Here is a 26858-nt window from a genome sequence, read left to right as displayed (position 1 = left end):
GGGGGTGCGGAATCGTTACACGACTTGCCCGCGCGTGGCTCCGGCGTCAGCGGCCTCGACTGATACGCCGAGAGGGTCGCCGTTGGTTCCTGATGCTCCGTCGGCCCTGATGTCGCGGCCGTCGGGTTTGTCAGTGGTAGCTGATAGCTATTCAGGCATGACTGACGGAACAGCCTTTGGTGATCCGGGATCCGTCGCTCCGGACTCCCGGATGTGGGGCAAGAGTGCGGGCCTGCCCGGCCCGTACCCCCTGATCTGCCATCTCCTGGACACCGCCGCCGTCGCGGGTGCCCTGTGGGACGCCGTCCTGAGCGAGCGCGTGCGGAATCGGATCGCCGAGGCCATGGGCGTCACGGACGGCGAGGCCCGGGGGATGGTGGCGCTGTGGGCTGGGTTGCATGACATCGGGAAGGTCTCGCTGCACTTCCAGCAGCAGGTTGCGGAGGAGTTCGCGAAGCTGGTGGGGGACCCGAAGTACGCGGAGGACAACCCGGCGGCGGAGCGCAGCGGGTACTTGAGGCACGAGACGGCGACGCACTGGGGCCTGGTCGAGTTCTTCGAACAGTGCGGCTACCCGCTCGGCAAGTGGGTCAGGCGGTCACCGGCCCACCAGATCGCTCAGCTGCTCGGCGGGCATCACGGCTGCTTCGCCGCTGCGCTGCTGCGCAAGGAGATCGCCACCCCGTCCGGCTACCAGCCCGGCCTCGGTACCGCGGAGGGGTGGCTGGAGCAGCGGCTGGCCCATGCGCACGCGGTCCGTCGGACGGTCGGAGCCACCAGGGCGCTGGAGTCGGTGCTGCCGGGGGAGTTGGCGGTGGTGGTCGCGGGGCTCGTCGTGGTGGCGGACTGGCTGGCCAGTCAGGTCGACGTGATCGAGCCGCGGATGCCCGGGGAGGGGTGGAAGGCCGGCGACGCCGAATTCGGCGAGCACTTCCGGGTGGCGGTGAAGGCCTCGCCGAGGTGGGTGCGCGAGGCCGGGCTTGGCTGTGCGGCGTTCCCGGACAAGCCGTTCGTCGAGCAGTTCCCGTTTCCTCCGAACGCGCTGCAGGCCGACGTCGCGAAGCACTTGCCCGGTGTGGTGAAGGGGCCCGGGCTGCTGTTGGTCACCGCTCCGACCGGGGACGGTAAGACCGAGACCGCCTTGCATGCGGCGTCCGTGATGGCGAGGGCTTCCGGCGCGTCCGGGGTCTACTTCGCATTGCCGACGATGGCCACGGCGGACGCGATGTTCACCCGGGTCCGCAGGTTCGCGGAGCAGAACGTCGAGGGCGACCGCGCGCTCACCCTGCTGCACAGCATGGCTTGGCTGAGTCCGGACTACGCCCTCGGCGAGGGTGCGGCGGACGGGACGGCCGTGCTCGCGGACACCGAGGCCGGGCAGTGGCTGCGGACCGGGCGGCGGGGCCTGCTCGCGCCGCTCGCCAACGGCACGATCGACCAGGCGCTCACCGGGGTGCTCCCGGTCCGGTACGGATTCCTGAGGTTGTTCGGCCTCTCGAACAAGGTGTTGGTGGTGGACGAGGCGCACGCCTACGGCCCGTGGATGCACAGTCTGCTGGTGCGGTTGCTGGAGTGGCTCGGGGCGTTCGGCGCCCCGGTCGTGCTGCTGTCGGCGACCCTGGCCGGGAAGGCGGCCTCGTCGCTCGTCGATGCGTACCGGCGCGGCGCCGGCTTTCCCGAGCCCACCACGGTGAAGCCCTGCTACCCGGGGTGGCTGTTCGTGGACGCGGACGGCGGATCGGTGTCCAAACCGCGCGAGGTCGGCAGCAGTCGGGCCCGCACCTTGCAGGTGGAGACCCGCCAGGTGCGTTGGGACGTTCAGGAAGAGGGCGTCGCGCAGAAGTCCGGACGGCAGGGGCGTCGCGCGGCCCTGCGCGAGATCCTGGCTTCCGTCACCACCGAGGGCGGCTGCGTCCTCGTCTGCTGCACCACCGTGGACGAGGCCCAGCGCACCTACCGCTACCTGCGGTCCGTCCTGCCCGAACTCGCCGCGCGTGAGGGAGGCCTGAGGCTGCTCCACTCCCGCTTCCCCGCCCACGAGCGGCAGCGCATCACCGCCGAGTGCGAGGTCGCCTACGGGAAGCCCGCGAACGACGCAGCGGCGGGCGCACCGCGCGAGGGGTCGATCCTGGTGGCCACTCAGATCGTCGAGCAGTCCCTCGACCTGGACTTCGACCTGATCGTCTCGGACCTCGCCCCGCTCGCGCAGCTCCTCCAGCGGGCCGGCCGCGGCAAGCGCCACGAGCGCCCCAACCGCCCCGCGTGGACCGGCCAACCGACCGAGCCGCGCCTGATCGTGCTGGAACCGCTCGACGACAAGGGCCGCGTGGCCGCGCCCCGTACCTGGGGCACCGTTTACGACGCCTCCCTGTTGCGCCGCACCAGCCTCCTGCTCCAGAAGCTGTCCAGCGGCGTGGTCAGGGTGCCGGAGGACATTCAACGACTCGTGGACGAGGTCTACGCGGACGACTTCGGAGCCGATCTGGAAAAGGCCGCCTCGGCGGAGCTCGATCGAATGGACGCCGAGCGCATCGCCTCGGCCACCGCAGAGGAGCAGCTCGCGAAGCTGACTGGCATCGACCCGCCGTACGACGTGACCGGCGACCTCTCCCCGCTCAGCGACCGCGGCCTCGGCATCACCGAGGACCTGCTGACCACCCGACTGGGGGCGGACAGCGGACGGGCTGTGTGCGTCTTCGCGCGGGAGGGCGGGTGGAGCCTCGCTCCCGACCATGACGTGCCGCTGCCTACGGCCGCAGCGAACCGGGACGACATCGCGCTGATCATGCGACACACCGTGCCGCTGCCCGGCCGCTGGCTCGCCGGCCGCACCGGCGATAACGCCGTGCCGAGGGCCTGGAGTGACCGGCCCCTGCTGGCCGGCCTGGCGCTGCTGCGCATGCGCCGTGACGGTGACTGGTGGACGGGCCTGATGGGGGAGAGGCGGCTCGTGTACTCGAACGTGGGAATTTCCGAGAAATGACGTCCTAGGCACCGCACTTGACACTAAGTTGGCTGTGCCGGTCCCGGACAGGCTTGTCGCCCGTCCGAGATCAGCGTGACCCCCGCTTGTGCGGGGACAGGACTGCCAACGCGGCCGTTTCCTAGGCACCGCACGGCTCACCCCCGCTCGCTGCGGGGACCGCGGCAGAGCCTACCCACTCTGTGATCACCCGTACCCGCCTCGCCGGAGGCCGCATGCCATCCGCACCACCCGCCTACAACCTCTTCGACGAGGCGTGGATCCCCGTCCGCTGGATCCCCCACAGGGAGGAGGGCGACGCGGACCACAACAAGGCCTACCCGCCAGCGGTCGGCCTGCGCGAACTCCTGCTGCGCGCAAACGAGATCGAGCAGATCGCGATCGCGACCCCGCCGGCCCTCTCCGCGTTGTACCGCGTCCTGTACGCGATCACCGCCCGGGTGTCCGGCCTCGACGAAGCCGGACCGGGCGACTGGTCCGAGCGCCGCGCCGACCTGGTCGACCGGGCGGGCCTCGACCTGGAGAAGATCGCGACGTTCGTCGAACGCCACCGCCACCGCTTCGACCTGTTCGACTCCGCACGCCCGTTCCTCCAGGACCCGCGGCTGGCCGAGCAGTGCGACCCCGCGAACACCGCCGGCGTCGACAAACTCATCACCACCCGCCCTTCGGGCAACAACCACTCCTGGTTCCAGCACGTCAACAGCACTGCTCCTGACCTGCCGACCCCGGCCCAAGCAGTCCTGCACCTGCTGGTCTGGCACTACTACGGTCCCTCCGGCCGTTGCTCCAGCCGCACTGTCGGTGCCACCAAAGCAGCCGGAAGCAAGGCGGGCCCGTTGCGCAGCACGCTCTCCTACCACCCGGAGGGCGACACCCTCTTCGAGACCCTCCTGGCCGGACTGCCCCGGCCTGGCCGTGACGTCCGTCGTGACAGCGACCTGTGCCCGTGGGAACGCGAGGAACTGCCCGATCCTGCGGCCGTCCCGCCGCCGTTGAAGGGTCCGTGCTCCGCACTCACGGCCCGTTCCCAGCACGCGCTGCTGCTCATGCCCGACGCCACCGGCCAGTACGTCGAGGACGCGTTCATCACCTGGGCCAACCAGTTCAAGATCCCCCGCGAGGGCGATCCGTACCTGATCTGGCAGACCAGCAAGGAGGGCAACCCCTACCCGCGCCCTGCTGACTCCCGCCGTGCGCTGTGGCGCGATCTGGACGCACTGCTGCTCAAGAATCCTGCAGGCAGCACGAAACCACGTCGTCCCGAAGTGTTCGTCACCGCGCTGGAAGTCTCGGAGGAACTGAGGGTGCGCGCGCTCGGATTCGAACAGGACGGCCAGGCCAAAGACGTCCAGTTCGTCGACGCCGTCACCCCGCCCGTGCTCGGCCTCGCGGAGGACAGGGAACCCGCGATCGCCGTCGAGATCGGCCGCCTGCGTCTGCTGGGGGAGCGGTACGGCAAGCACCTCGACCGGGCCGTCAAGAAGGCCTGGGCCGACTTCACCGAGGCCCCCAGGATCCGCGACTGCACCTGGGCCGTCGACGCCGCCGCCCGCTACTGGCCCACCGCCGAGGCCGAGTTCTGGAAGCGCCTCGACAAACGGGACTTCGACGGGGCCGCCGTGGCCTTCCGCAGCCTCGCCGAGCGGGCCTACGACACCGTCACCTACGGAGCCTTGGGAACCGTGCGCGGAGCCAAGGCCTGCACCACCGCCCGCCTTGAGCTGTACGGCGGGCCGGTGAAGCGCCCCGCCAAGACCGGCGGCACCGGCATCGGCACCGGAGGCCGCAGCACCAGCACGGAGGACACGTGAGCAACACCGCCGCTATCCCGGGCCCCGCCAAACCCGCGGACGACGAGGTCCGTTGGCCCAAGGAACTCGTCCTGATTCCCTCGCTGGGACGGGCACGTACCTTCACCGCCCGGATCGACCAGCGCAGCCACGACGACCCCGGCGTCCGCGCGGCCCTGCGCCGCGGTGTGGGCAAGGACCTGGACGCCGTGCCGTTCATGCACCGCTACGTGGCCTCCTGGCTCACCGACGAGCAGGCGCGCAGCCTCGACGTCCAGCGCGCGTTCTACACCGTCGCGTCGCTGATCGCCGCGCAGCGCCGCGACCAGTACGCCGCCGCGAAGGCCGAGACGTCGAAGAAGGCCGAGCCGAAGAACGAAGAGGGCAAGAACGAGGCGCCGAAGAACGAGGAGCCGAAGAGCGAAGAACCGAGGAACGACGCGGCGGCGCCGGACCTCCTCGGCGACCCGGTCGGCCGCGCGGAGGGCACGGAGCCCGCCACCGCCAAGCGGATCCCGTCGCGCAGTCTCGGCCACGCCTTCGCCGACGGCGTCCTCAAGGGAGGCCACGGAGCCGGCCTGCGGGAGTCCTCGGCCGAGACCCGCCTCAACCTGCTGACCCGTCAGAGCGTCGACGGACTGCACCGCCACCTGCCCGGAGCCGTTCGGCAACTGCGCGGCTGCGACGTGGAGATCGATTGGGCCCAGCTCCTTGTCGACCTCTGCCAGTGGCGGCACCGATCCGGCGCCATCAAGCGGACCTGGCTCCAGGACTACTACCGGGCCCTGCAGGCGGACGGCGAGCGCAGGGCCCGCGAGCACGACGCGGACCAGGCCGATGCCGTCGGCCCGGACAGCGCTGAGCCCGAGCCCGAGCCCGAGGCCTGACCCGGCGGACCCCCTACCCCCCACCCCCAACACACACCAACCCCAAGGAGCAGTGCATGCCCGGCCCCGACCGCACCACCGCCCGCTTCCTCGACATCCACGTCGTCCAGAGCGTCCCGTTCGCCAACCTCAACCGCGACGACAACAACTCCGTCAAAACCGTGTGCTACGGCGGCACCGAACGCACCCGCGTCAGCAGCCAGTCCTGGAAGCGCGCCGTTCGCGAGTACTTCCAGGACAGCTTCGGCGAGCAGGCCCTGCGCACCCGCCGCATCGGCGCCCGCGTCACCCGCCTCCTCCAGGAGGAGCGCGGCTGGCCCGCCGAGCTCGCCCAGCGCGCCGGCCAGCACGTCGCCGCCGGCAGCAGCATCAAGTTCGAGACCAAGGACTCGCCCGTCATCACCACCAACGCCATGGTCTACGTGCCCGAGACCGCCGTCGCCGAACTGGCAGACCTCGCCGAGGAGCACCGAAGCGACCTCGAAAACGCGAAGGACATCAAGAAGACCAGCGACAAGAGCGTCCTGCCCAAGGACGCCATCGACGCGATCCTGCGCAGTCGCAACGGCGTCATCAACCTCTTCGGCCGTATGCTCGCCGAGGTCGACGACGCCGGCGTCGACGGCGCCGTCCAGGTCGCCCACGCCCTCACCACCCACGGCACCGACGTCGAACTCGACTACTTCTCCGCAGTGGACGACGTCACCTCCGCCTGGGGCGACACCACCGGCAGCGCCCACATGGGCCACGCCGAGTTCAGCGCCGGCGTCTTCTACCGCTACGCCACCGTCGACCTCGCAGACCTCGAACGCAACCTCGGCGGCGACCACGACGCCGCCCGCGAACTCGCAGCCGGATTCGCCGAGGCCTTCATCCTCTCCCTCCCGCGCGCCAAGAAGACCGCCACCGCCCCCCACACCATCCCCGACCTGGTCCACATCGCCGTTCGCAGCGACCGCCCCCTCTCCTACGCCGCGGCCTTCGAACAGCCCGTCCCCTCCCAGGAGAACGGCGGCTACGCCCCCGCCTCCCGCGCGGCCCTCGCCCGCTACGCCACCGCCGCCAACAAGCTCCTCGGTAACCGCGGCACCGTCACCGCCGCCTGGGCCAGCCTTGAGGACAAGGACCTCGACGGCTTGGGCGCCCGCGTCGACTCCTTCCCGCAGCTCATCGACACCGCCGTTGACGCCGCCTTCACCACCGCCCCCGCCGAGGCCGGCGTATGAACCCCGCGGCCACCGACACCTGCGGATTGCTGCTGCGTCTGGCCGCACCGCTGCAGTCCTGGGGCGAGACCAGCCAGTTCAACGAACGCGACACCGCGCCATTCCCCACCCGTTCCGGCGTCATCGGCCTGCTCGCGGCGGCCCTCGGCAGGAAGCGCGGCGACGACATCAGCGATCTCGCCACCCTCTCGCTCACCGTGCGCACCGACCGCACGGGCGTCGTCCTGCGCGACCTGCACACCGTCGGTGGCGGGCTGCCTGCGGCGCGGACCGTCACCACCGCAGAGGGGAAGAAGCGCTCCGGCGCCACCGCCACGCTGCTGTCCCACCGCTACTACCTCGCCGACGCGGCCTTCACCGCCGTCATCACCGCGGACCCGGGGCAGCTCGCCGAGTGGGCGGAAGCACTCCGGAACCCGCACTGGCCCCCCTACCTCGGCCGACGCTCCTGCCCGCCCGAAGGGCCGCTGCTGCTCGGTCTCGTCGACGACCCCCTGTACCACCTCGTCCACCTGCCGATCGCCCGACGAGTCCCTACGGAAACCGAGACCGTCGACACCGTCTTCCACGGCGACCAGCCGCTCGACCGCCTCGGTGACCACTCCCAGCCCGGGGACGACGACGGCAGCGCCGCCGCCGGAGAGGTCACCGACGACCCGCTCACCTTCCACCCCCGGAGGCGGACCTACCGCGCCCGCCCCCGCTACCAGCGCACCCTCATCCTGCCCGCCAGCCGCTGCAAGGGCCTCGCCGCCGGCTACCTCACCGCCCTCGGCGACTACCTCGACCAGCACACCATCCGTCCCGAAAGCGTCCCCGCATGACCCTGTGGCTGACCCGCATCATCCCCGACCCGCGCAGCCGCGAGGCCCGTCGCGACAACGCCGGCGCCGTCGACCTGCACCACCGCATGATGTCGCTCTTCCCCGATCGCGTCGCCGCCGATGAACCGCGCCGCCGACTCGGGGTCCTCTTCCGCAGCGAGTCCACGCCCGTCGGCGACCAGATCCTCCTGCAGAGTGCGCAAGCGCCCGACCTCAACCGCCTCCCCACCGGATACGGCCAGGCCGCGGCCAAGTCCCTCACACCACTCCTGGACGCTCTCCGGCCCGGCCTGCACCTCCGCTACCGCATCGCCGCCAACCCCATCCGCAAGCCCAGCCGCACCACCCGCGAGCTCTACCAGCTCAAGGCCGTCGTCCCCCTCCGGGGCGCGGCCGCCGACGACTGGTGGGCCCGCCAAGCGGAGTCGTCGGGACTGAACCTCGGCACCCTCCACTCCACCCCGCTCGACGCCGCCCGGGGAGACCGGCGCAGCGACCAACGGCCCGTCAAACACGACCGCGTCCTGTTCGAAGGCACGGCCGTCATCACCGACGCCGACCGCCTGCGCACCCGCCTCACCGACGGCATCGGCAAGGGCAAGGCCTACGGCTGCGGCCTCCTCAGCATCGCCCCGCACCGGGGGCCACAGTGACCGGCCGCCGACCCGACCCCGACCCCGGCGCCGCGCGCCGCAAGCTGGCCGCCCCCACCGTCGCCATGCTGCCCCGGGTCGCCGACTCCCTCTCCTTCCTCTACCTCGACATCGTCCGCATCGTCCAGGACGACACCGGAGTCTGCGCCGAAGTCACCAGCCCCCACCGCGGCACCGAAACCGTCTACCTCCCGACCGCCGCCCTCAGCTGTGTCCTCCTCGGTCCCGGCACCTCCATCACCGCCCGGGCCCTCGCCACCCTCGCCCGCCACGGCACCACCGTCGTCATCGCCGGATCCGGCGGCGTCCGCTGCTACGCCGCCACTCTCCCCGACTCGCTCACCACCACCTGGCTCGAACGCCAGGCCCGCACCTGGGCCGACGACAGCACCCGCCTCGCCGTCGCCACCGCCATGTACGAGCAACGCTTCGGCCGCGGCACCGTCCCGGCCGGCAGCAACCTCAACAAGCTCCGAGGCCTCGAAGGCCAACGCATCAAGGCCCACTACCGCCTCCTCGCCCAGCAACACCGCATCGGCCGCTTCCGCCGCAACTACGACCCGGACTCCTGGGACACCCAGGACCCCGTCAACCTCGCCCTCTCCTCCGCCAACACCTGCCTCTACGGCATCGTCCACGCGGCCATCCTCGCCCTCGGCTGCTCACCGGCCCTCGGCTTCGTCCACAGCGGCAACCAGCAGGCCTTCGTCTACGACGTCGCCGACCTCTACAAGGCCGAACTCACCATCCCGCTCGCCTTCTCCCTCCACGCCTCCCCACAACCGGAAGCCGACGCCCGCCGCGGCTTCCGCGACGGCCTGCGCCTGTTCCGCCTCCTGCCGCGCATCGTCACCGACATCCAGCGCCTGCTCGCTCCGGACCAGGACATCACCGTCCCGGACCCGGAGGAACAACTCGTCGACCTGTGGGACCCGGTCTCCGGCCCCATCCCGGGCGGGGTCAACTACGCGGGAGAGGAACTGCCGTGAAGCGCTTCCGTACTCTCCGCTCGCGCTTCGCCGAGGAGTGGCCATGGCGACCATGACCGTCCTGTCCGCCACTGCCGTCCCCGACCACGTACGAGGCGCTCTCACCCGCTGGCTCCTTGAGGTCACACCCCAGCTCTACGTCGGCACCATCTCTGCGAAGGTACGCGAGGAACTGTGGCAGGCCGTCAGCGGATGCATCGGAACCGGCGTTGCCGTCCTGGTCCACCCCGCCGCCAACGAGCAGGGCTTCGAGCTGCGAACAGCCGGCGAGCAACGGAGGAAGCCCGTCGACTTCGACGGCATGACGCTGGTCGCGATGGTCCGCCCACAGCTCACGGACGGTCAGGAAGAGGCAAGGCCGTAGGAACGTCGCAGTTCGGGCAGTGAGGGCCGGCCGTCGGGTCCTCCCCGGACAACGTCGTGCCCGGTTCTGCCCCGGGTGAACTGCTTCGGCCCGTGGTGGGCACTGGCACGGAGGTGGTGGGCGGGGCCGCGGCCAGCCCCGACGGCACGAGCGCATGGAAGGACGGCTGGCACATGGCGGCACACAACAGCCTGTGACAACAGGCGGCACCCAGCTGTTCTGCACTGTCTGGTATCAGTGAGCAGAGTACCGATCACGCCGAAAGGAAGTCGATGACCGACGCAAGCAGCACCCCGGCGACGTCCAACGCCGTGTCGAGGTCCAACGCCGTGTCGACGAGGCCCGGGCCATGATGACCGAAGAGGTCTTCGAGGAGATGCTGCGGTCGAAGGCGGGAGCCGATCCCGCCGACCTGGCCGTCCTGCTGGACCTCCTGGCGATCGGCCTCACCAACGGTGCCTGGCGCAACGGCTGCGTCGAGAACTGGCATGCCGAAGGGCGCCTGTCCGACGGTGACATGATGCGGATCAACAGCCACACCACCCACGGGGTGCGGCAGCGGCTCCGCGGATGGGCCAGGGAACACGGCGTCAGGTCCGGCACCGGTGAAGGGCTGGCCGCACTCACGATCGAGGACGCCGACGCGCTCGCCTTCCGGCTCTACCGTTGGCTGACGAACCCCGCACGCAAGCTGGCGACCGGTACGACGCTGGGCGATCTCGTCAAGACCGACGCCGACCTCGACGACTACATCGAGCACGCCGACCAAAGCCTGCGCGGCTTCGTCGCGCAGATCGAGGACACGGGCGTCCGTTTCGGACTGCTGTACACGGCCGGCCACGGTGCACTGGCGTGCCCGCAGTGGTGGGGCCACCCGTCCTGGCCCGCACGAGTCGACCAGTTCACCGCTGTTCTCGACCGGCCCGGAGACCACCACTGGGGCCCCAACGTCGAGTACCGCGAACGACTGCCACCAGAACCGCCCGCCCTCCAGGACCGCAGCGCCCTGCGTGCGACGCTCCTGAGGGCGCCGTGGGAGCTCGACGGCACCACCGCCGAGTGGATCACCAGCGCGGGCATCGGCTACCTGAGGCTGCCCACTGACACCTGAACCGGACCGAGCCCACCCGCAGCCACGAGGAACCGGAGAACGCCACACGCGACGGCGAGTCCCGGCGCGATTGCGCGGTCGCCCGCTTCGCCCTGCCCGCCTCCGGCGGGTGCCTCCTGCAGTTCGGCCGGCAGGTTGGCCGCCTCGAATGACACACGGCTGTGCCAGCCTCTGAGTGAGGGGCGGGGAGGCCTGCACTCACCTGCTCCGAGCGGTTGGGGACAGAGAGTCCCAAGGATTCGGCACCGCGCCCGTCCGCGTCACGCAGGCGGACGCGGACTCGCGGGAGGAACTGGTGTTCATCACCGCCTCCCTGTCCTCCCGGAGGGGCGGTTCGCGCCACTTTCAGGCCGCGCCGAGACGACCGTGAGACGCCAACACCCTTTTATCAGACAAGTTTTGATTGCTAGTCAAGTCCAGGGAGTTTTCACGAGAGAGCCCTGCGCTCCACCGAGACATCCTGTCGCCAGCCCAGAGCATGAGACAGATGTGGCCCACAGCCTCCGAAGGGAACGTCCAACCTCTGGAACTGAAGCTGAACTTCCACGCCACATCAAGCCCGTGGGCGAAGGGCTCCAGCACCGGCAGTAGCAGTCAGACCCTCCCGTATGGGCCGAGTTCTCCTATCCTCAATATCGGCTGTGGTGGCGAGATTCATCACCGCTCTCGGTGGCGGCTCGATAGCTATGACGGTCGTTGCCTCGGTACGGGCGTCCACATCGCTCCGAGCGATCCCGATGACCGCTGACCCCCGCGGGTGCGGGGAGAACAGGACGTTGACGACCCGGCCCTGGTTGTGGAGCGGCTGACCCCCGCGGGTGCGGGGAGAACAGCGCACCCCTCATGCCCGGCTACCGCGACCGCGGCTGACCCCCGCGGGTGCGGGGAGAACCCGGGCAGCGAGATCGCGTTCCGCCTCGGTGTCGGCTGACCCCCGCGGGTGCGGGGAGAACACAACGACCAGGACCACACCGCGGGGCACCAGCGGCTGATCCCCGCGGGTGCGGGGAGAACAACGCTCTCGGCGGCCCCGAGGTCCGTGAATGCGGCTGACCCCCGCGGGTGCGGGGAGAACCTGGTCCGTGGCGATGGTGGTGGTCACGATGCCGGCTGACCCCCGCGGGTGCGGGGAGAACCTGCGGGCCGGGGGTCCGCCCCTCATACTCGGCGGCTGACCCCCGCGGGTGCGGGGAGAACCATGGGCCCCACCACCCGCACACGGTCAACGCCGGCTGACCCCCGCGGGTGCGGGGAGAACGGCAGCAGGAACTTTGCCCTCCAGCTGTACTGCGGCTCACCCCCGCGGGTGCGGGGAGAACCACCGCGACGCGCTCCGGCCCGGCGCCGGGTGACGGCTGACCCCCGCGGGTGCGGGGAGAACGATGTCGCGTACAGGGGCCCGTGCGGTGGTCCGGGCTGACCCCCGCGGGTGCGGGGAGAACGCGGTGTCCTTGCTCGTGTCGCGCAGCAGGAGCGGCTGACCCCCGCGGGTGCGGGGAGAACGTCACCGACCTGCCCGGCCTGCCCGCGGAGGGCGGCTGACCCCCGCGGGTGCGGGGGGAACGTCGCAGCCGTCGTCGTCGTGGGCTTCGTCTACGGCTGACCCCCGCGGGTGCGGGGAGAACAGTTCCCGGGCGAATCGCGCGGGCTGCTGCTGCGGCTGACCCCCGCGGGTGCGGGGAGAACCCGAACTCCCCACCCGCAACAAGGTCCCGAACCGGCTGACCCCCGCGGGTGCGGGGAGAACCCCACCTCGACCCCAGGCTCCAGGACGTACTTCGGCTGACCCCCGCGGGTGCGGGGAGAACCGCCGCCGCGTGCCGACCGGCGACCGCAGAGCCGGCTGACCCCCGCGGGTGCGGGGAGAACGGCACGCTGTGGAGTTGTGAAGTAGGCGGGCACGGCTGACCCCCGCGGGTGCGGGGAGAACCCTCCAGGGCCGCCCAGCGGACCCGTACGCGCCGGCTGACCCCCGCGGGTGCGGGGAGAACGGCAGCTGACGATCCGAAGCACTCCACCGCGTCGGCTGACCCCCGCGGGTGCGGGGAGAACCCGATCCCGCAGTCCACCGCCGCCCGGATGCGCGGCTGACCCCCGCGGGTGCGGGGAGAACGGTGAGCAGCTGGTGCAGCGCGTCCAGGACGACGGCTGACCCCCGCGGGTGCGGGGAGAACGCAATACCCTGCTTGGCGCGCTCCACCAGCTCCGGCTGACCCCCGCGGGTGCGGGGAGAACCTGTTCTTCGGGCGCCACCACCGCGAGGTCCTCGGCTGACCCCCGCGGGTGCGGGGAGAACACGCGCTGGGGCGCCGCCCGAAGGTCGTGCGGCGGCTGACCCCCGCGGGTGCGGGGAGAACTGGGCGCCCCCGGAGACGGACGACGAGATCGACGGCTGACCCCCGCGGGTGCGGGGAGAACCAGCGCAAGGAGTACGCCGAGGTCCTGAAGGACGGCTGACCCCCGCGGGTGCGGGGAGAACCCTTCGCGACCTGGGACGTTGTGGCGGCTTTGCCATTTCTTTGCGTGGCTTGGCGCGTTGTTGTGGGGACGTCTCAACGTCGCTGGCGAGGTGTTGAGGTGTCAAAGGGCTTGCGAATCATCCCACGTGTCGGTGACGTGCGGGGCCGATCGCCCTATACGTACGGTTCGCTGCCGCCGGGCCCGCGGACCGCCCAGTTTCGTAAGCGCTGGGAGGTGTGGACTGCGCCTGCTGGGCCGAGTGGGATCCGGGCGCAGCGGGTGCGCGAGGCCGTGGAGGAGGTGACGTGAGGTGCGCGGAATCAGGGTTGGCGTGGGTCCGATCGGGAACAGTTCGTGCTTCCCGTGGCGGTTTCGGAAGTGGTTGTTGCGGCTGGCGCCTTCGGCAGGTGGGCCGGCTGTGCGCCAGGCGTGGTGAAAGGATCTGTCCGGGCCGCCACCGCCTCCTCACCTCCCTCGGGGGCCGCACCCAGTCCCCCCCGCAGGACCTTGACGCAGCCGCCGCCCTCTGCCGCTCCCTGCTCGCCGAACTCCGTGTCCTGGTCGTCCTCGACAACGTCGCCACGGTCAGCCAGGTTCGCCCCCTGCTACCCGGCAGCGCCAGCAGCCGGATAGTCGTTGCCAGCCGCAGCCGGCTCTCCGGCCTCGCTGTGTGCGACGGCGCCCGCCGCCTCATCCCCGGCACCCTGCCGGAGCCTGAAGCCGTCGCCCTGCTGCGCACCGTCACCGCGGGCCACCGGCCGCGGGGTGACCCCGCCCAGCTTGCCGAACTCGCCCGGGTCTGGGCCAAACTGTCCCTGTCCCTGGTCCTGCACATCGCGGTCGAACGCGCCGCCGGCCTGCCCCACAGGGGATTGGACGAGCTGATCTCCGACCTGCGCTACGGATCCGCCCTGTGGGACGCCCCGAGCGTGGAGACGACGAAGACGCCAACGCCGTCCGCCCTTCGGCAACTCGACTGCCACGGCGCCACCCCCGAACGCCTGCGCGTCATCGCCCCTTCCGCGCCCTCGGCCGCGAAGCCCGCGGAACCTGCCGCAGCCTCAGCGCCTGGACCACCGACCTCCTCGACGTCGCCGCCAGCCGCGTCAAACGCCGCTTTTACGTCATCGGCGACCGCGCGCCCCACGTCGGTGTCCTCGCCGCCGAACTCCCCGCCTGCCACCATTCACGCCCGCGGCACCTGGCCCCGCGACGACCCAGGACAGGCGGATGCACCCGGGTAGACCGTTCGGCGGCGCCGTCCGGAGCGCGGGAGATTTGTCGGACGACGGGCGGTCTGAAGCTGCCATCGTCGAGAAGCGGTGAAACGAACCGACTTGTCAAACCGGCCCGGGCGAGCTGGCAGGCCTCGTCAGGTGATCCGAGCGGCCCTGAACCCGGGGAGGCGCCGTCGGTCGAGGCCGCCCCTGGGCTCTGCTCAACTGTGGCTGCCTGTGGGTCAGTTGTCGCCCAGGTCGTAGGCCGCGGTGACGGGCGCGTGGTCGGACCAGCGCTCGGTGTGGGTGGCGGCGCGTTCGACGCGGGCGTCGGTGGCGCGGGCGGCGAGGCCCGGGGTGGCGACCTGGAGGTCGATGCGCCAGCCGGAGTCGTTGTCGAAGGCGCGGCCGCGGTAGGACCACCAGGAGTAGGGGCCGGTGCGGTCGGGGTGGAGGGTGCGGACGACGTCGACGTAGCCGGCTTCGTCGTAGACGCGGGAGAGCCAGGCGCGTTCTTCGGGGAGGAAGCCGGCGGACTTCTGGTTGGCCTTCCAGTTCTTGAGGTCTTCGGGGCGGTGGGCGATGTTCCAGTCGCCGCAGACGACGACCTCGCGGCCGTCGGCGGCGGCGCGGGTGCGGAGGGCGGTGAGGTGGACGAGGAATTCCGCCATGAAGCGTTCCTTCTCGTCCTGGCGTTCGGTGCCGACCTCGCCGGAGGGGAGGTAGAGGCTGGCGACGGTCAGCCCCGGCAGGTCGATCTCGACGTACCTGCCCGTGTTGTCGAACTCCTCGGACCCGAATCCGATGACGGTCCGCTGCGGCTCCTGGCGGGACAGGACGGCGACGCCGGCCCGGCCCTTGGCGACGGAGGGGGCCCAGACCGCGTGCCAGCCGTCGAGGTCGCGCAGTTCGACGGGCAGTTGCTCCGGCTCGGAGCGCACCTCCTGGAGGCAGACCACGTCCGCCTCGGTGCCGGCCAGCCACTCGACGAGGCCCTTCTTGGCCGCCGCCCGGATTCCGTTCACGTTCACACTCGTCACCACGATCACCCGGGCAGCCTACCGAGTGCCGGGGCCTGCGCCGAAGCGTGACGCGCGCCGCCGCGGGATGACGTGAACGCGGCATGAATGTGTGCGACAGTCGCACCAAGCCGCGCCATTGGTCTTGACCATCTCCGGACGATGCCCCTAGGGTCGCTTACTGCAAAGACCTTTAATAAAGAAGGACGGATAAAAGCCCGCTCTCCCACCTGCCGCATCCGCGGACAGCGGGCCCGGGATCCGCCCTCCTTACCGCAGGGTGGACGAAGCAGGGTGGAGGACACGGTGGGGACGACTGGACAGCTTTCGGCGGTGCCGGAACCGAAGTACTGGCACCTGCGTACGGTGCTGCTGCGGGCCATCGACTCGGAGTTCTCCACCGGCCAGGTCCTGCCCAACGAGCGCGAGCTCTCCGCCCGCTTCGGAGTCGCCCGGGCGACCCTGCGGCAGGCCCTCGACCAGCTGGAGCTGGAGGGTCGCCTGGTGCGTCGCCGGGGGATCGGCACCCTGATCGCCGCCCCGCGGGTCGGCGTCCCGGTCAACCGGCAGGAGGAGGGCTGGCCCGGCGTCGGCCGCAGCCACGCCTGGCGGACGGTCGACTGCACCACCGCCCCCGCCCCGGCGCAGCTGGCCAAGGGCCTCGGCATCGCCGAGGGCGCCACCGTGCACACCGTTCGCCGGGTTCGCCTGGTGGAGGGCCGGGCGGTGGCCACCGAGTCGCTGCACGTGCCGGCCGCCGCGCTGCCGCACCTGCCCGGCTTCCGGGCAGAGAGCGACCGGGCCCGCTCGGTGCTGCGCCAGCTGGAGCGGCTGGAGGTGGACGGCGAGTCCCGCGCGGTCGAGCTGGGTGTCGCCGAGGCCGACGAGGCCGCCCTGCTGGAGCGCCCGCCCGGTTCGCCGGTGCTGGTGATGACCACCCAGTACGCGTCGGCCGGCCGCCTGGTGGCGCTCGCCGTCGCCACCTACCGGGCCGACACCTGCAAGCTGACCTTCGGCTCGACCGGGCTGGTCGAGGTCACCCCGGTCGGGGCTGCGGCCGAGGTCCGCACCGCCTCCTGAACCACTTTTCCGACACCCTCAGACCGAGGCCCGAACGCCCAACTGGCGTCCGGGCCTCGGCCGTTGTGTGGGTTGAGTTGTGTGGGCGGAGTGGTCCGGGCGGAGCTGGGTCCGGACCGCTGCCCGGGCGGAGCTGAGTCCGGACCGCCGCCCCGGGTTCAACCCAGGGCGGGGCGGTCCGGGGCCGTCAGGCGCGGCCGTTGCCGGTGGTCGGCGGGTCGACGGCGAACAGCTGGTCCTCGACGTGGTCGAGGGCGACGCGCAGCGCGCCCATCGCCACGACCTCGGAGCCGAGCGCGGCGAGCGCCACCTCGGGGGCGCGGAGGGTGAACTGGGCGAGGCGCTCGCGCAGCGGTTCCAGGACGCCGTCGAGGCCGGCCGCCCAGCCGCCGATCACGACGAGCTGCGGGTCGATGGCGAGGACGAGCGCGGCGACGCCCTGGACCAGGCGGGTGAGGAAGCGGTCCATGGCGACCTTCGCGACCTCGTCGCCCTCCCGTGCGAGCCGCAGGACGCGGGCGACGGCGGCCTCGTCGAGCGGGTTGAGCGGCTTGCCGGTGGTGGAGAGGAGCCGCTCGGGGGTGACCTCCTGGCCGAGCAGGTGGAGGGCGCCGATCTCGCCGGCCGCCCCGCCGTAGCCGCGGTGCAGCCTGCCGTTGATGAGGGAGCCGGCGCCGGGGCTGAGGCCTGCCATGACGAAGACGACATCGCCGGCGCCGACCGCCGCGCCCTGCCAGTGTTCGGCGATGGCGGCGAGGTTGGCGTCGTTCTCGATCAGGACGGGGCAGCGGAAGGAGCGCCGAAGCCGGGCGCCGAGGTCGAGGCCGGTCCAGCCGGGCATGGCGGTGCCGAGTTGGATGGTGCCGTCGCGGTCGACGATGCCGGGGGTGCCGATGCCGACGGCCCAGAGGTTGTCGCGGGAGATGCCGGCCTTGCGCAGGACCTCGGCGACGGCGGTGCGGACGGCGGCGAGCCGGTCCTCGGCGTCCAGGGTCTCGTCGACCGGCTTGAAGTGACTGCCCACCACCTCGCCGGTGAGGTCGGCGAGGATGACGTGGATGTCGTGCACGCCGACCTCGATGCCGAGGATGTGTCCGGCCTCGGCGCGGAAGCGGAACCAGCGGGCCGGTCGGCCGCGCCGGCCGGTGCCGGGCTGGCCGTCCTCCTTGGGCTGGTCGACCTCGGCGACCAGCCCGGTTTCGACCAGACCCTCGATGACGCCCTCGACGGTCGGGCGGGAGAGCCCGGTCTCGCCGACGAGCTGGGTGAGGGTCACGGAGTGGCCGGTCCGCAGCGCCCGAAGCGTGACCGCCGCGTTGATCCGCCGCAGCAGCGAGGAGTCTCCTCCGGTGAGCCGATCCGCCAATGCGATGCCCTTCGCCGTTCGCGCGACTGCCCTGGCGCGCGGTGTCGAGTGCGCGGTGCCCACCGAATGGCCCGCGGGGGTGTGCCACCCCCGGAACGCGGCACGGCGGCGCGGGGCCGCCTGCGCCAGGGCCGGAGGACAAGCGGAGCCTACCCGGGGGTGGGCCCGCTGGGCGAGAATCCCTGCAGCTCATCCAGGCTTCGGTATCGAAATGGTACGCATCGGGTGGTGGTGCACGACCCGGGCTTCACGGCCCGGCCACGGGCCGCCCGCCGCCGGGCCGCCGGGACCGTACCGACCAGCGGGAACGGGCGGAGAACAGCGAGCCGAGGCTCAGCCGGGAGCCGGCCGACAGGGCGCTGAGCACGGAGCCGGCCGCCACGGGGGAGTCGGGCACGGCCCGATGGTAGCGGCGGCTCAGGGCATCCGCGCCGCGAACAGCCGCTGCCCGAGCAGTCCCATCGGGTGCCCGTCCTCGGGCAGCGCGAGGACGGTCGGGCAGCCGGCGGAGGTGAGGGCGGCCCGCCAGCGCTCGGCGGGGAGCGCCGGGAAGGCGGGGAAGCCGGGGGCAGCGGCGGACACCGGGAAGGTGGGAGCGGCAGGGTGGACGGGAGCGGCAGGGTGGACAGGGGAGGCGGGGAAGGCCGGGGAGTCGGTGCGGGCCTCGGCGTCCCCCGTGATCAGCAGGTCGAGCTGTTCGCCGGTGGGCGCGAGCAGCAGCAGCTGCCCACCGGGCGCGAGCTGGTCGACCACCTCCGGGACGACGGTGTCCGGGTGGCCGGTCACGGTGGCGACGACGAGGTCGTATCGGCCGCCGTCGGGCAGCTGGTGGTGGTCGGCGCCGGGGCGGGGCCGGGTGGCGAGGGCCCGGGTGACGGTGGAGTCGGCGTCGTCCTGGCCGAGTTCGAGGATGCGCAGCGGCTGCGGCCCGTCGTGGGTCTCGGCGATGCCGCGGACCAGCGCGCCGAGGGCGGCGCCGAGGTAGCCGCGAGCGGCCGTCCAGCGGATCGGGGCGGCGGCCGGGCGGGGGGCCTCCTCGCCGGTGATCAGCCGGGGCAGCCGTAGTGCGCCGCGCCGGATCCGGTCCAGGGCGGAGACCGGGCCGAGTCCGTCGTTCCAGGCCTCGACGGCGGGCCGCCAGGCCTCCCGGACCTCGGCCGCGGTGAGCTCGGGTCGGCCGTAGTGGACGTCGCCGTGCCGGGTGATCAGGCCGTGCCGGGTGAGGGCGTCGAGCCAGCGGCCGACCCGGGGCCGCTGGGCGGGGGTGACGAGGGCGGCGGCGAGGATCTCGGCCTCGGTGTGTCCGCGCCCGGGGTCGGTGAGGACGCCGCTCTGCTGGAGGGTCAGCAGCAGCGCGGACAGTACGGCGTGGTCGAGGTGGGTCCCGAAGGCCTGGACCTGTTCGGCGGTGACGCCTATGGCGTGCTTCCAGGCGATGGCGTCGGCGGCGTCGGCGGCGGTACGCAGTCGCCGGTCGGCGGCTTCGGCGTGGCTGTGCGGGGCGCGGACGTGGGCGAGGACGGCGCCGAGCGCGTCGACGGCGGCGTACACGTCGTCCTGTCGGGGTTCGGGGCCGACGTGCAGGACGAGCCGCAGGGCGCCGAGGTCGTGGTCGGCCAGGTCGGGGCGGCGGCTGAGGCGCCACAGCAGGGTGGAGGGCAGGCTGAGGTGGGTGGCGGCGCTGGCGGCGAGGTCGACGAGCTGCCGCTCGGGGTCCTGCCGGGGGTCGCCGCAGTGGACGGTGCCGCCGGCGAGCAGGGTGGCGAGGGCGAGTTCGACGGCGAGGTCGGTGGCGGGGTGGAGCACGGTGTGCCGGATGGGCGGCGGGCCGAGGACGCCCGCCCAGTGCCGCAGCTGCTGTTCGGCGGTGCGGGCGGCGGAGGGCGGCAGCGCGGCGTGGGCGGCGACGCGCTGGGCGAGGGCCCGGGGCAGGCCGCCCGGCGGGGAGACGCCGAGCAGCAGGCCGATGCCGCTGATCGCGCGCCCGTCGGCGACGACGGCGGGTCGGTCGCCGAGTTCGCGCAGCGCGCTGACCAGGGCTGGAGTCGTGGGCACGGTGATCACTCCGGGGTGCGGGGGAGAAGCCGCACTACTGAACCACGCGGTCGGGCCGGGTGATGCCGTGCACGGGTCAAACTTCTGTAATGATTTTCATATCGGACAGCCAAGGTGGGGGTCCGATCTCCACCCGAAGTGGTCGGAACTTCACATTCCGGATCCGGTGTGCGACCCCTTGACAGTCGGTGCGGGCGCTGGGTTACTTGGCGTGGGGGTCGTCCTGACCGAACGATCGGTCGGTGCGCCCGTCCTGGCCGACCTGCGGAGGAGCGACGATGACCGGCAGCGCACCCGCCCCGCGCCCGTACGGCGATGAGCCCGCCTACGGCGAAGCGCCCGTTTACGGTGAAGCGCCCGCCTGCGGCGAAGTGCCCGCCCGGCGCCTGGGTGAGCCGATCCCGCCCGCGCTGCTGGACGCCGGCGAGCGGATGGGCGTTGACGAGCTGCGCGCCCACCAGCTCACCCGTCTCCGGGCCACCCTGCGCCACGCGTACGACAACGTCGAGCTGTACCGCCGCAAGTTCGACGCGGCCGGCGTCGGCCCCGAGGACTGTCGCACCCTGGCCGACCTCGCCCGCTTCCCCTTCACCACCAAGGCCGACCTGCGCGAGGGCTACCCGTTCGGCATGTTCGCCGTCCCGATGGAGCGGGTCCGCCGGCTCCACGCCTCCAGCGGCACCACCGGGCGCCCGACCGTCGTCGGCTACACCGAGCACGACCTCTCGATGTGGGCCGACGTGGTCGCCCGGTCGATCCGCGCGGCCGGCGGCAGGCCCGGGCACAAGGTGCACATCGCGTACGGCTACGGGCTGTTCACCGGCGGCCTGGGCGCGCACTACGGCGCCGAGCGGGCCGGTTGCACCGTCATCCCGGCCTCCGGCGGCATGACTGCCCGGCAGGTGCAGCTGATCCAGGACTTCCGTCCCGAGATCATCATGGTCACCCCCTCCTACCTGCTCACCCTGCTCGACGAGTTCGAGAAGCAGGGCGTCGACCCGCGCAGCACCTCGCTGCGCATCGGCATCTTCGGTGCCGAGCCGTGGACGGAGGAGATGCGGCGCGAGATCGAGGACCGGCTCGACCTGCACGCCGTCGACATCTACGGCCTCTCCGAGGTGGTCGGCCCCGGCGTCGCGCAGGAGTGCGTGGAGACCAAGGACGGGCTGCACATCTGGGAGGACCACTTCTACCCGGAGATCGTGGACCCGTTCACCGACCAGGTGCTGCCCGACGGTGCGAGCGGCGAACTGGTCTTCACCTCGCTCACCAAGGAGGCGCTGCCGGTCATCCGCTACCGCACCCGCGACCTCAGCCGGCTGCTGCCCGGCACCGCGCGGCCGGCCTTCCGACGGATGGAGAAGGTCACCGGCCGCAGCGACGACATGATCATCCTGCGCGGGGTGAACGTCTTCCCGACCCAGATCGAGGAGGTCCTGCTGCGGACCCCGGGCGTCGCGCCGCACTTCCAGCTGCGGCTCACCCGGCAGGGACGGCTGGACCGCATGACCGTCCGGGTCGAGGCGCGGCCGGACGCCCCGGCCGAGCAGCGGGCTGCGGCGCGGGAGGCGATCGTCCGGGGGGTGAAGGACGGGGTGGGCGTCACGGTCGCGGTCGAGGTGGTGGAGCCGTACGCGCTGGAGCGCTCGGTCGGGAAGATCCGGCGGGTGGTCGACGAACGGGGGTGAGGCCGACGGGGGCCCGCAGCCCTGGGGCCTGCCGGAGGCGTAGGGCTGTCCGGGGGGATGCCCTACGCCTCCGGCGTCTATCGCCGTCCCGCCGGCCCCCGGCCGCTGCCTGCTGTCCCGCCAGCCTCCGCCTCGCGGACGCCTTTTGACGGACACCCGCCGACGGAGGCTTGAGACCCATTCGGCGCACCGGGATCGTGGTCGCGGCCGAAGGTTCCCAGACTCGAACGAAAGAGGGGTGGACCCAACCAATCGGAAAGGCATCCTCATGAGCATCGGGCTGCGCCGCGTCCTCGCGGTGACCGCAGCGATTTCCCTCGGCCTGGGCGCGGCGTCCTGCGACAGCGCGTCGCAGTCGTCCAGCGGCGGCTCCGGCGGCGGCCCGGCTCCCCTCCCGGCCGCGGCCGGGGGGGGAGCCGGGCGGATAGCCCTGCTGCTGCCGGAGACCAGGACGACCCGCTACGAGCAGTTCGACCGGCCGCTGATCGAGAAGAAGATCAAGGAACTGGCGCCGGACGCGCAGATCGACTACTACAACGCCGGCCAGGACACCGCCGTCCAGCAGACCCAGATCGACGCCGCCGTGAAGAAGGGCGCCAAGGTGCTGATCCTGGACGCGGTGGACGCCAAGTCGATCCAGGCGGCGATCCAGAAGGCGCACGACGCGGGCGTCAAGGTGGTCGCCTACGACCGCCTCGCCCAGGGGCCGGTCGACGCCTACGTGTCCTTCGACAACCGCAAGGTCGTCGAACTGCGGGGCCAGGCCGCGGCGGCGGTGGACGGCACGGCGGACGGCGGCGAGACGATCACGACCAACGGCTCGCCCACCGATCCCAACGCGGCCGACCCCAACACGGCTGACCCGAACGCGGCCGACCCCAACACGGCTGACCCGAACGCGGCCGACCCCAACACGGCTGACCCGAACGCTGCCGCACCCAGCGCGGTCGACTCCAGCGCGTCCGGTTCCGAGGTGTCGGGCCGGAGTGTCCCGCTGACCGGCCAGGACTTCCAACTCGACGGCGTGCAAAGGATCCTGGCGGGCGCCCAGGCCATGTCGGTCTACAAGCCCTTCAAGTCGGAGGCCGACGTGGCCGCGCAACTGGCCGTCGACCTGGCCTACGGCCAGGAAATCGGCGGTGCCCTCGTGCCGACCACGGTGACCAGCGGCAGCAGCGACAAGGTGCCGGCCGGCCTGATCGCCCCGGTCGCGCTCACCAAGGACAACATCAAGGCCACCGTGGTCGCCGACGGCCTCTTCACCGTCGCCCAGATCTGCACGCCGGACTACGCCGCCGCCTGTTCCGCGGCCGGCCTCCAGTAGCTGCGGCGGGCGTGAGCACCCCCGTGCGGGCCCTATGCTGCGGAGATGCCGAGTGAGCTGCGCACTCTCAAGCCGGAGACCGATCAGCCGGAGACCCACCAGTCGGAGACCCACCAGTCGGAGGCCGATCCGTCGGAGGCCGACCTCGCCTTCATCCGGCGCGAGACTGAGCTGAAGCCCGTCCCGTTCGTCCCCGAGGTCGGCCTGCACATGGCCGAGGACGCGATCACCCTGTGGGAGACCACCGAGCGGGCGCGGGGGGAGGTCGGACTGCCGCCGCCGTTCTGGGCGTTCGCCTGGGCGGGCGGGGTGGCCGTCGCCCGCCACGTGCTGGACCACCCCGAGCTGGTGGCCGGGCGGGCGGTGCTCGACGTGGCCGCCGGGGGCGGGGTGGTCAGCGTCGCGGCCGCGCTGAGCGGCGCCGCGTCCGTGCGTGCCGCCGAGATCGACGCCTACGCGGTGGCCGCCATCGGCCTCAACGCCGAGGCCAACGGCGTGCGCGTGGAGGCCGCGCTGGTGGACCTGGTGGACGGCGACGGCGCCCCGGCCGACGTGGTGCTCGCCGGCGACGTCTTCTACGAACGGGCCATGGCCGCCCGCTTCCTGCCCTTCCTGGAACGGGCCGCCGCGCGCGGCGCCACCGTCATCGTCGGCGACCCCGGCCGGGCCTACCTGCCCCGGGAGCGGTTCACCGCGCTCGCCGCCTACCAGGTGCCGGTCGTCGCCGACCTGGAGGACACCGCCGTCAAGACCACCACGGTGTGGCGGCTGGGCTGACGGCCCGTCCGTCCAGGCTGCGGAATTCCCGGCCGTCGGGCGGAACCGCCTGCTAGACAGGCCGCCATGACCGAAGAGATCGCCCCGCGCACCGCTGCCCCCGACGGGATCGCCCTGCGCACCGCCACCCCCGACGAGATTCCCGCCCTGCTCGCCCTCTGGGCCCGGGCGGCGAAGGGCGCCAGCATCACGGACGACGCCCCGGGCGTGGCCGCGCTGCTCGCCCGGGATCCGGAGTGCCTGATCGTCGCCACCCCGGCGGGCGACCCGGCCGCCGTCCTCGGCACCGTGATCGCCGGCTGGGACGGCTGGCGCTGTCACCTCTACCGGCTCGCCGTCGACCCCGACCACCGCCGCCGGGGCATCGGCGCCGCCCTGCTCGCCGCCGCCGAGGAGCGCTTCGCCGCGCTCGGCGGCCGACGCGCGGACGCCATGGTGCTGGACGACAACGCCCTCGGCCACCGCACCTGGGCGTCCGCCGGTTACCGCCCCGAACCGCAGTGGAGCCGCTGGGCCAAGCCGCTGACCGCCTGATCCCGCCCCCGTCCGTGGACGCCGTCCAGCGGGTGGGGACGGCGCTGGGGAAGCTGAAGTAGCCGCAGCCCGCCGGGACGTGCCCCGGCGGCGGGAGGGCGCGCGACGGCCGGATACCGTGGGACGTATGCGAATGCCGAGGCGGTGGTTCCGTCGGCCGGACCACGGCGAGGAGGCCTTCCAGGACGGGCTCCAGAGGTCGCTGGAGCGGTTCCACGGCGACCTGCTGAACTACCCCGCCGACGGGCCCTGGGACGAAGTCGCCTACTGGGACCCGCTGTCGGCCGTCCGGCTCTCCGGCGGCGGGGTCGGTGATGGGCGCTGGGAGGACCGGAGCCGGCTGGGCGTGCCCGGACCGTTCTACGCCGGTATGACGGACACCGGCCTCAACGGGCCGTTCTACCTGCCCGCGCACGTCCTCTCCGGCGAGGAGCACTGCGAGTTCGTCTACCGCCAGCCTGGCGGACTCCGGGAGTTGGCGGCCCTCGTCGGGGTCGCCCAGATGGAGCCGATCGGCGGCTTCAACTGCGACGGCGGCGACTACTGGACGCCGGAGACCGTCCGGGCGCGGTGGCACGGGCGGGACGCCGTCCGGGAGTGGATCGCCGCCGAACTGGCCGACACCGACGGGCGCAACGACCCCGAGGCGTTGCGCGGGTACGCGGCGTACCTGGACGACGGGCTGGAGGACTACCTGCGGGGCTACGTCTTCTGGTTGACCGAGGGGCGCGAGCCGGGGCTCGACGAACCGCTGCCGACACTCTGACGCCTCACGCTCTGCACGCGGCACTGCGACGTGCGGCACCCGGGCGTTCCCGGGTGCCGCAGCTGTCGTTCCGGGGGCTCAGCCTCGCAGTTCGGCGAGCCAGGCCTCGACCTCGGTGGAGGTGCGGGGGAGGCCGGCCGAGAGGTTCTCGTTGCCGTCCTCGGTGACCAGGATGTCGTCCTCGATCCGGACGCCGGTGCCGCGGTACTCCTCGGGCACCGTCAGGTCGTTCTGCTGGAAGTAGATGCCCGGCTCGACGGTGAGCACCATGCCCGGCTTCAGCGGGCCGTCGACGTGCTCCTCGGTGCGCGAGTGGGCGCAGTCGTGGACGTCGAGGCCGAGCATGTGGCCGGTGCCGGCCAGGGTGAAGCGGCGGTGCAGGCCCAGCTCGTACACCTTGTCGGCGGTGAGGTCGCCGAACAGGCCCCAGGAGGTGAGGTGTTCGGCGAGCTCGCGCTGGGCGGCGTGGTGGAAGTCGCGGAAGTCGGCGCCGGGCTTCACCGCGGCGATGCCGGCTTCCTGTGCTGCGAACACCGCGTCGTAGACCTTGCGTTGCAGGTCGGTGAAGCGGCCGCTGACCGGGAGGGTGCGGGTGACGTCGGCGGTGTACAGGCGGTTGGTCTCCACGCCGGCGTCGAGTAGCAGGAGGTCGCCGGGCTTGGCGTGGCCGTTGTTGCGCACCCAGTGCAGGGTGGTGGCGTGCGGGCCGGCCGCGGCGATGCTGCCGTAGCCGATGTCGTTGCCCTCGATCCGGGCCCGGACGAAGAAGGTGCCCTCGATCAGCCGCTCGGGGGTCTCGGTGTCGGTGCCGAGGATGCGCACCACGTCCTCGAAGCCGCGGGCGGTGGCCTCGCAGGCGAAGCGCAGCTCGGCGATCTCGAACTCGTCCTTGACCAGGCGCTGGCCGGACAGGAAGACCTCGAACTCCGCGTCCCGCTCGGCGACGGCCCGGCCCTGGAGGGACTGCTCCACGCCCGCGTCGTGGCGGCGCAGCACGCGCACCGGGCCGGTGGCCGCGCGCAGATCGGCGTGGACGGTGCGGACGTCCCGGCAGGGCAGGCCGAGCAGCTGCTCGTTCTCGGTCAGGCTGTTGCGGCGGCCGTCCCACAGCTCGCCGTGGTTGTCCAGCCAGAACTCGCCGTTGTCGGTCCGGGAACGGTCGCGCAGGTAGACGGCGGCCCGGTGGCCGGTGTCGCCGGTGGGCTCCAGGACCAGCACGGCGTCCTGGGACTGGTCGCCGGTCAGGTAGACGTAGTCGGAGGACGGGCGGAACGGGTAGTCGGTGTCGTTGGCCCGCACCTTCGGGTTGCCGGACGGGATCACCAGCAGCTCGCCGGGGAAGGCTGCGGACAGCTCGGCGCGGCGGCGGGCCGTGTGCGCGGCCTGCGGGATCGGCTCCAGGGCGCTGCGCTCGGTGTCGGCCCAGCCCTGCTTCATGTGCTCGGCGAGCTCGTCCGTGACGCCGCGGGTGAGGCCGTTCTTGCGGTACTTGATGGTCTCGGCGGGTTCGGTCACAGCAGACTCTCCAGGTGAGGGTGGTGGATGCAAGGTGCTTCGCTACGCTGACCTGCCCGGTACGTAACAAGCGTTATGTACGGTATATCGAGCAGAGTTCGAAGAGAAGGGGTAGACGCCTCGCGGAACCGGCCGGCCCGGCGGCCGGGCCTTCCACCTGCGCAACGACAACGCCACCCGGCGACCTGGATCAAGTACGGCATCCCGACTGGGCCCCGCCGGTTGGC

The 26858-nt window shown here is 72.2% G+C and carries 21 protein-coding genes and 1 CRISPR repeat array; of the genes, 15 read left to right on the top strand and 6 right to left on the bottom strand.

The features are described from left to right. Window positions 1-157 precede the first annotated feature (157 nt). From cas3 to AC07BF_RS09460, 9 genes are all read left to right on the top strand, one after another. Window positions 158-2983, top strand: a complete 2826-nt coding sequence (cas3, locus tag AC07BF_RS09500; RefSeq protein ID WP_478333148.1) for a CRISPR-associated helicase Cas3' — start codon at window positions 158-160, stop codon at window positions 2981-2983. A 215-nt stretch (window positions 2984-3198) separates the two neighbouring features. Beyond that, window positions 3199-4797 (top strand): type I-E CRISPR-associated protein Cse1/CasA, encoded by a 1599-nt coding sequence (casA, locus tag AC07BF_RS09495; protein WP_400843352.1) that lies wholly within the window; start codon window positions 3199-3201, stop codon window positions 4795-4797. Continuing rightward, the gene (gene casB, locus AC07BF_RS09490; RefSeq protein ID WP_478333147.1) at window positions 4794-5663 is read left to right on the top strand and encodes a type I-E CRISPR-associated protein Cse2/CasB; all 870 of its coding nucleotides are present in this window, start codon (window positions 4794-4796) and stop codon (window positions 5661-5663) included. The genes casA and casB overlap by 4 nt, the downstream gene beginning before the upstream one ends. 56 nt (window positions 5664-5719) lie before the next feature. Continuing rightward, window positions 5720-6889: a type I-E CRISPR-associated protein Cas7/Cse4/CasC gene (gene cas7e, locus AC07BF_RS09485; protein ID WP_478333146.1), complete on the top strand. Its 1170-nt coding sequence runs from the start codon at window positions 5720-5722 to the stop codon at window positions 6887-6889. After that, on the top strand, window positions 6886-7713 hold the full coding sequence (gene cas5e, locus AC07BF_RS09480) for a type I-E CRISPR-associated protein Cas5/CasD (protein WP_478333145.1): 828 nt from the start codon (window positions 6886-6888) through the stop codon (window positions 7711-7713). Before cas7e ends, cas5e begins: the two co-directional genes overlap by 4 nt. After that, window positions 7710-8366 carry a type I-E CRISPR-associated protein Cas6/Cse3/CasE gene (cas6e, locus tag AC07BF_RS09475; RefSeq protein WP_400328477.1) on the top strand — a complete coding sequence of 219 codons (657 nt, stop codon included), beginning with the start codon at window positions 7710-7712 and terminating at the stop codon, window positions 8364-8366. Before cas5e ends, cas6e begins: the two co-directional genes overlap by 4 nt. 65 nt (window positions 8367-8431) lie before the next feature. Further along, the gene (gene cas1e / locus AC07BF_RS09470; protein WP_400803801.1) at window positions 8432-9355 is read left to right on the top strand and encodes a type I-E CRISPR-associated endonuclease Cas1e; all 924 of its coding nucleotides are present in this window, start codon (window positions 8432-8434) and stop codon (window positions 9353-9355) included. A 43-nt stretch (window positions 9356-9398) separates the two neighbouring features. Beyond that, a complete protein-coding gene (gene cas2e, locus AC07BF_RS09465; RefSeq protein ID WP_400802902.1) occupies window positions 9399-9719 on the top strand; it encodes a type I-E CRISPR-associated endoribonuclease Cas2e in 321 nt (106 codons plus the stop codon). A 349-nt stretch (window positions 9720-10068) separates the two neighbouring features. After that, entirely contained in the window at window positions 10069-10830 is a 762-nt protein-coding gene (locus AC07BF_RS09460) for a hypothetical protein (protein WP_478333144.1), read from the top strand. Between the two features lie 345 nt (window positions 10831-11175). On the opposite strand, the gene AC07BF_RS09455 is transcribed toward AC07BF_RS09460, so the two are convergent. Continuing rightward, on the bottom strand, window positions 11176-11382 hold the full coding sequence (locus AC07BF_RS09455; RefSeq protein ID WP_478333172.1) for a NaeI family type II restriction endonuclease: 207 nt from the start codon (window positions 11380-11382) through the stop codon (window positions 11176-11178). A gap of 189 nt (window positions 11383-11571) precedes the next feature. Further along, window positions 11572-13309: a CRISPR direct-repeat array (repeat unit 29 nt; unit sequence CGGCTGACCCCCGCGGGTGCGGGGAGAAC). Window positions 13310-14749: 1440 nt separating this feature from the next. After that, on the bottom strand, window positions 14750-15556 hold the full coding sequence (locus AC07BF_RS09450; protein ID WP_478333143.1) for an exodeoxyribonuclease III: 807 nt from the start codon (window positions 15554-15556) through the stop codon (window positions 14750-14752). 276 nt (window positions 15557-15832) lie between these two features. Here AC07BF_RS09450 and AC07BF_RS09445 point away from each other — a divergent pair, with 276 nt between their 5' ends. Continuing rightward, a complete protein-coding gene (locus AC07BF_RS09445; protein ID WP_363586693.1) occupies window positions 15833-16606 on the top strand; it encodes a GntR family transcriptional regulator in 774 nt (257 codons plus the stop codon). A 187-nt stretch (window positions 16607-16793) separates the two neighbouring features. Here the strand turns inward: AC07BF_RS09445 and AC07BF_RS09440 are convergent, their stop codons facing one another. The 3 genes from AC07BF_RS09440 to AC07BF_RS09430 all read right to left on the bottom strand — a co-directional run bounded on the left by AC07BF_RS09440 (window position 16794) and on the right by AC07BF_RS09430 (window position 20027). Further along, complete coding sequence (locus tag AC07BF_RS09440; protein WP_363586694.1) at window positions 16794-17972, bottom strand: ROK family protein; 1179 nt, start codon at window positions 17970-17972, stop codon at window positions 16794-16796. 247 nt (window positions 17973-18219) lie between these two features. After that, complete coding sequence (locus AC07BF_RS09435; RefSeq protein WP_363586695.1) at window positions 18220-18369, bottom strand: hypothetical protein; 150 nt, start codon at window positions 18367-18369, stop codon at window positions 18220-18222. 20 nt (window positions 18370-18389) lie between these two features. Beyond that, on the bottom strand, window positions 18390-20027 hold the full coding sequence (locus tag AC07BF_RS09430) for a hypothetical protein (protein WP_478333142.1): 1638 nt from the start codon (window positions 20025-20027) through the stop codon (window positions 18390-18392). A 431-nt stretch (window positions 20028-20458) separates the two neighbouring features. Here AC07BF_RS09430 and paaK point away from each other — a divergent pair, with 431 nt between their 5' ends. The 5 genes from paaK to AC07BF_RS09405 all read left to right on the top strand — a co-directional run bounded on the left by paaK (window position 20459) and on the right by AC07BF_RS09405 (window position 25116). Next, on the top strand, window positions 20459-21715 hold the full coding sequence (gene paaK, locus AC07BF_RS09425) for a phenylacetate--CoA ligase PaaK (protein ID WP_363586719.1): 1257 nt from the start codon (window positions 20459-20461) through the stop codon (window positions 21713-21715). 268 nt (window positions 21716-21983) lie between these two features. Next, entirely contained in the window at window positions 21984-23039 is a 1056-nt protein-coding gene (locus AC07BF_RS09420) for a substrate-binding domain-containing protein (protein WP_478333141.1), read from the top strand. Between the two features lie 45 nt (window positions 23040-23084). Then, a complete protein-coding gene (locus AC07BF_RS09415) occupies window positions 23085-23816 on the top strand; it encodes a class I SAM-dependent methyltransferase (RefSeq protein WP_363586698.1) in 732 nt (243 codons plus the stop codon). A 66-nt stretch (window positions 23817-23882) separates the two neighbouring features. Then, entirely contained in the window at window positions 23883-24350 is a 468-nt protein-coding gene (locus tag AC07BF_RS09410) for a GNAT family N-acetyltransferase (protein ID WP_363631093.1), read from the top strand. A gap of 127 nt (window positions 24351-24477) precedes the next feature. Beyond that, on the top strand, window positions 24478-25116 hold the full coding sequence (locus AC07BF_RS09405; protein ID WP_478333140.1) for a hypothetical protein: 639 nt from the start codon (window positions 24478-24480) through the stop codon (window positions 25114-25116). Between the two features lie 78 nt (window positions 25117-25194). On the opposite strand, the gene AC07BF_RS09400 is transcribed toward AC07BF_RS09405, so the two are convergent. Beyond that, window positions 25195-26631, bottom strand: coding sequence for an aminopeptidase P family protein (locus AC07BF_RS09400; protein ID WP_478333139.1), 1437 nt, complete (start codon window positions 26629-26631; stop codon window positions 25195-25197). Window positions 26632-26858: the final 227 nt, after the last annotated feature.

It is taken from the genome of Kitasatospora sp. NPDC043950, assembly GCF_056435345.1.
The sequence above is the reverse complement of the archived record's forward strand: the minus strand, read 5'-3'. Positions and strand labels throughout refer to the sequence as shown.

Excerpts from the sequence above, each read along its gene's own strand:
- cas3 (WP_478333148.1), top strand. The coding sequence starts at position 158 with ATGACTGACGGAACAGCCTTTGGTGATCCGGGATCCGTCGCTCCGGAC.
- casA (WP_400843352.1), top strand. The coding sequence starts at position 3,199 with ATGCCATCCGCACCACCCGCCTACAACCTCTTCGACGAGGCGTGGATC.
- cas7e (WP_478333146.1), top strand. The coding sequence starts at position 5,720 with ATGCCCGGCCCCGACCGCACCACCGCCCGCTTCCTCGACATCCACGTC.
- cas5e (WP_478333145.1), top strand. The coding sequence starts at position 6,886 with ATGAACCCCGCGGCCACCGACACCTGCGGATTGCTGCTGCGTCTGGCC.
- cas6e (WP_400328477.1), top strand. The coding sequence starts at position 7,710 with ATGACCCTGTGGCTGACCCGCATCATCCCCGACCCGCGCAGCCGCGAG.
- cas1e (WP_400803801.1), top strand. The coding sequence starts at position 8,432 with ATGCTGCCCCGGGTCGCCGACTCCCTCTCCTTCCTCTACCTCGACATC.
- cas2e (WP_400802902.1), top strand. The coding sequence starts at position 9,399 with ATGGCGACCATGACCGTCCTGTCCGCCACTGCCGTCCCCGACCACGTA.
- AC07BF_RS09460 (WP_478333144.1), top strand. The coding sequence starts at position 10,069 with ATGATGACCGAAGAGGTCTTCGAGGAGATGCTGCGGTCGAAGGCGGGA.
- paaK (WP_363586719.1), top strand. The coding sequence starts at position 20,459 with ATGGGCGTTGACGAGCTGCGCGCCCACCAGCTCACCCGTCTCCGGGCC.
- AC07BF_RS09420 (WP_478333141.1), top strand. The coding sequence starts at position 21,984 with ATGAGCATCGGGCTGCGCCGCGTCCTCGCGGTGACCGCAGCGATTTCC.
- AC07BF_RS09415 (WP_363586698.1), top strand. The coding sequence starts at position 23,085 with ATGCCGAGTGAGCTGCGCACTCTCAAGCCGGAGACCGATCAGCCGGAG.
- AC07BF_RS09410 (WP_363631093.1), top strand. The coding sequence starts at position 23,883 with ATGACCGAAGAGATCGCCCCGCGCACCGCTGCCCCCGACGGGATCGCC.
- AC07BF_RS09405 (WP_478333140.1), top strand. The coding sequence starts at position 24,478 with ATGCGAATGCCGAGGCGGTGGTTCCGTCGGCCGGACCACGGCGAGGAG.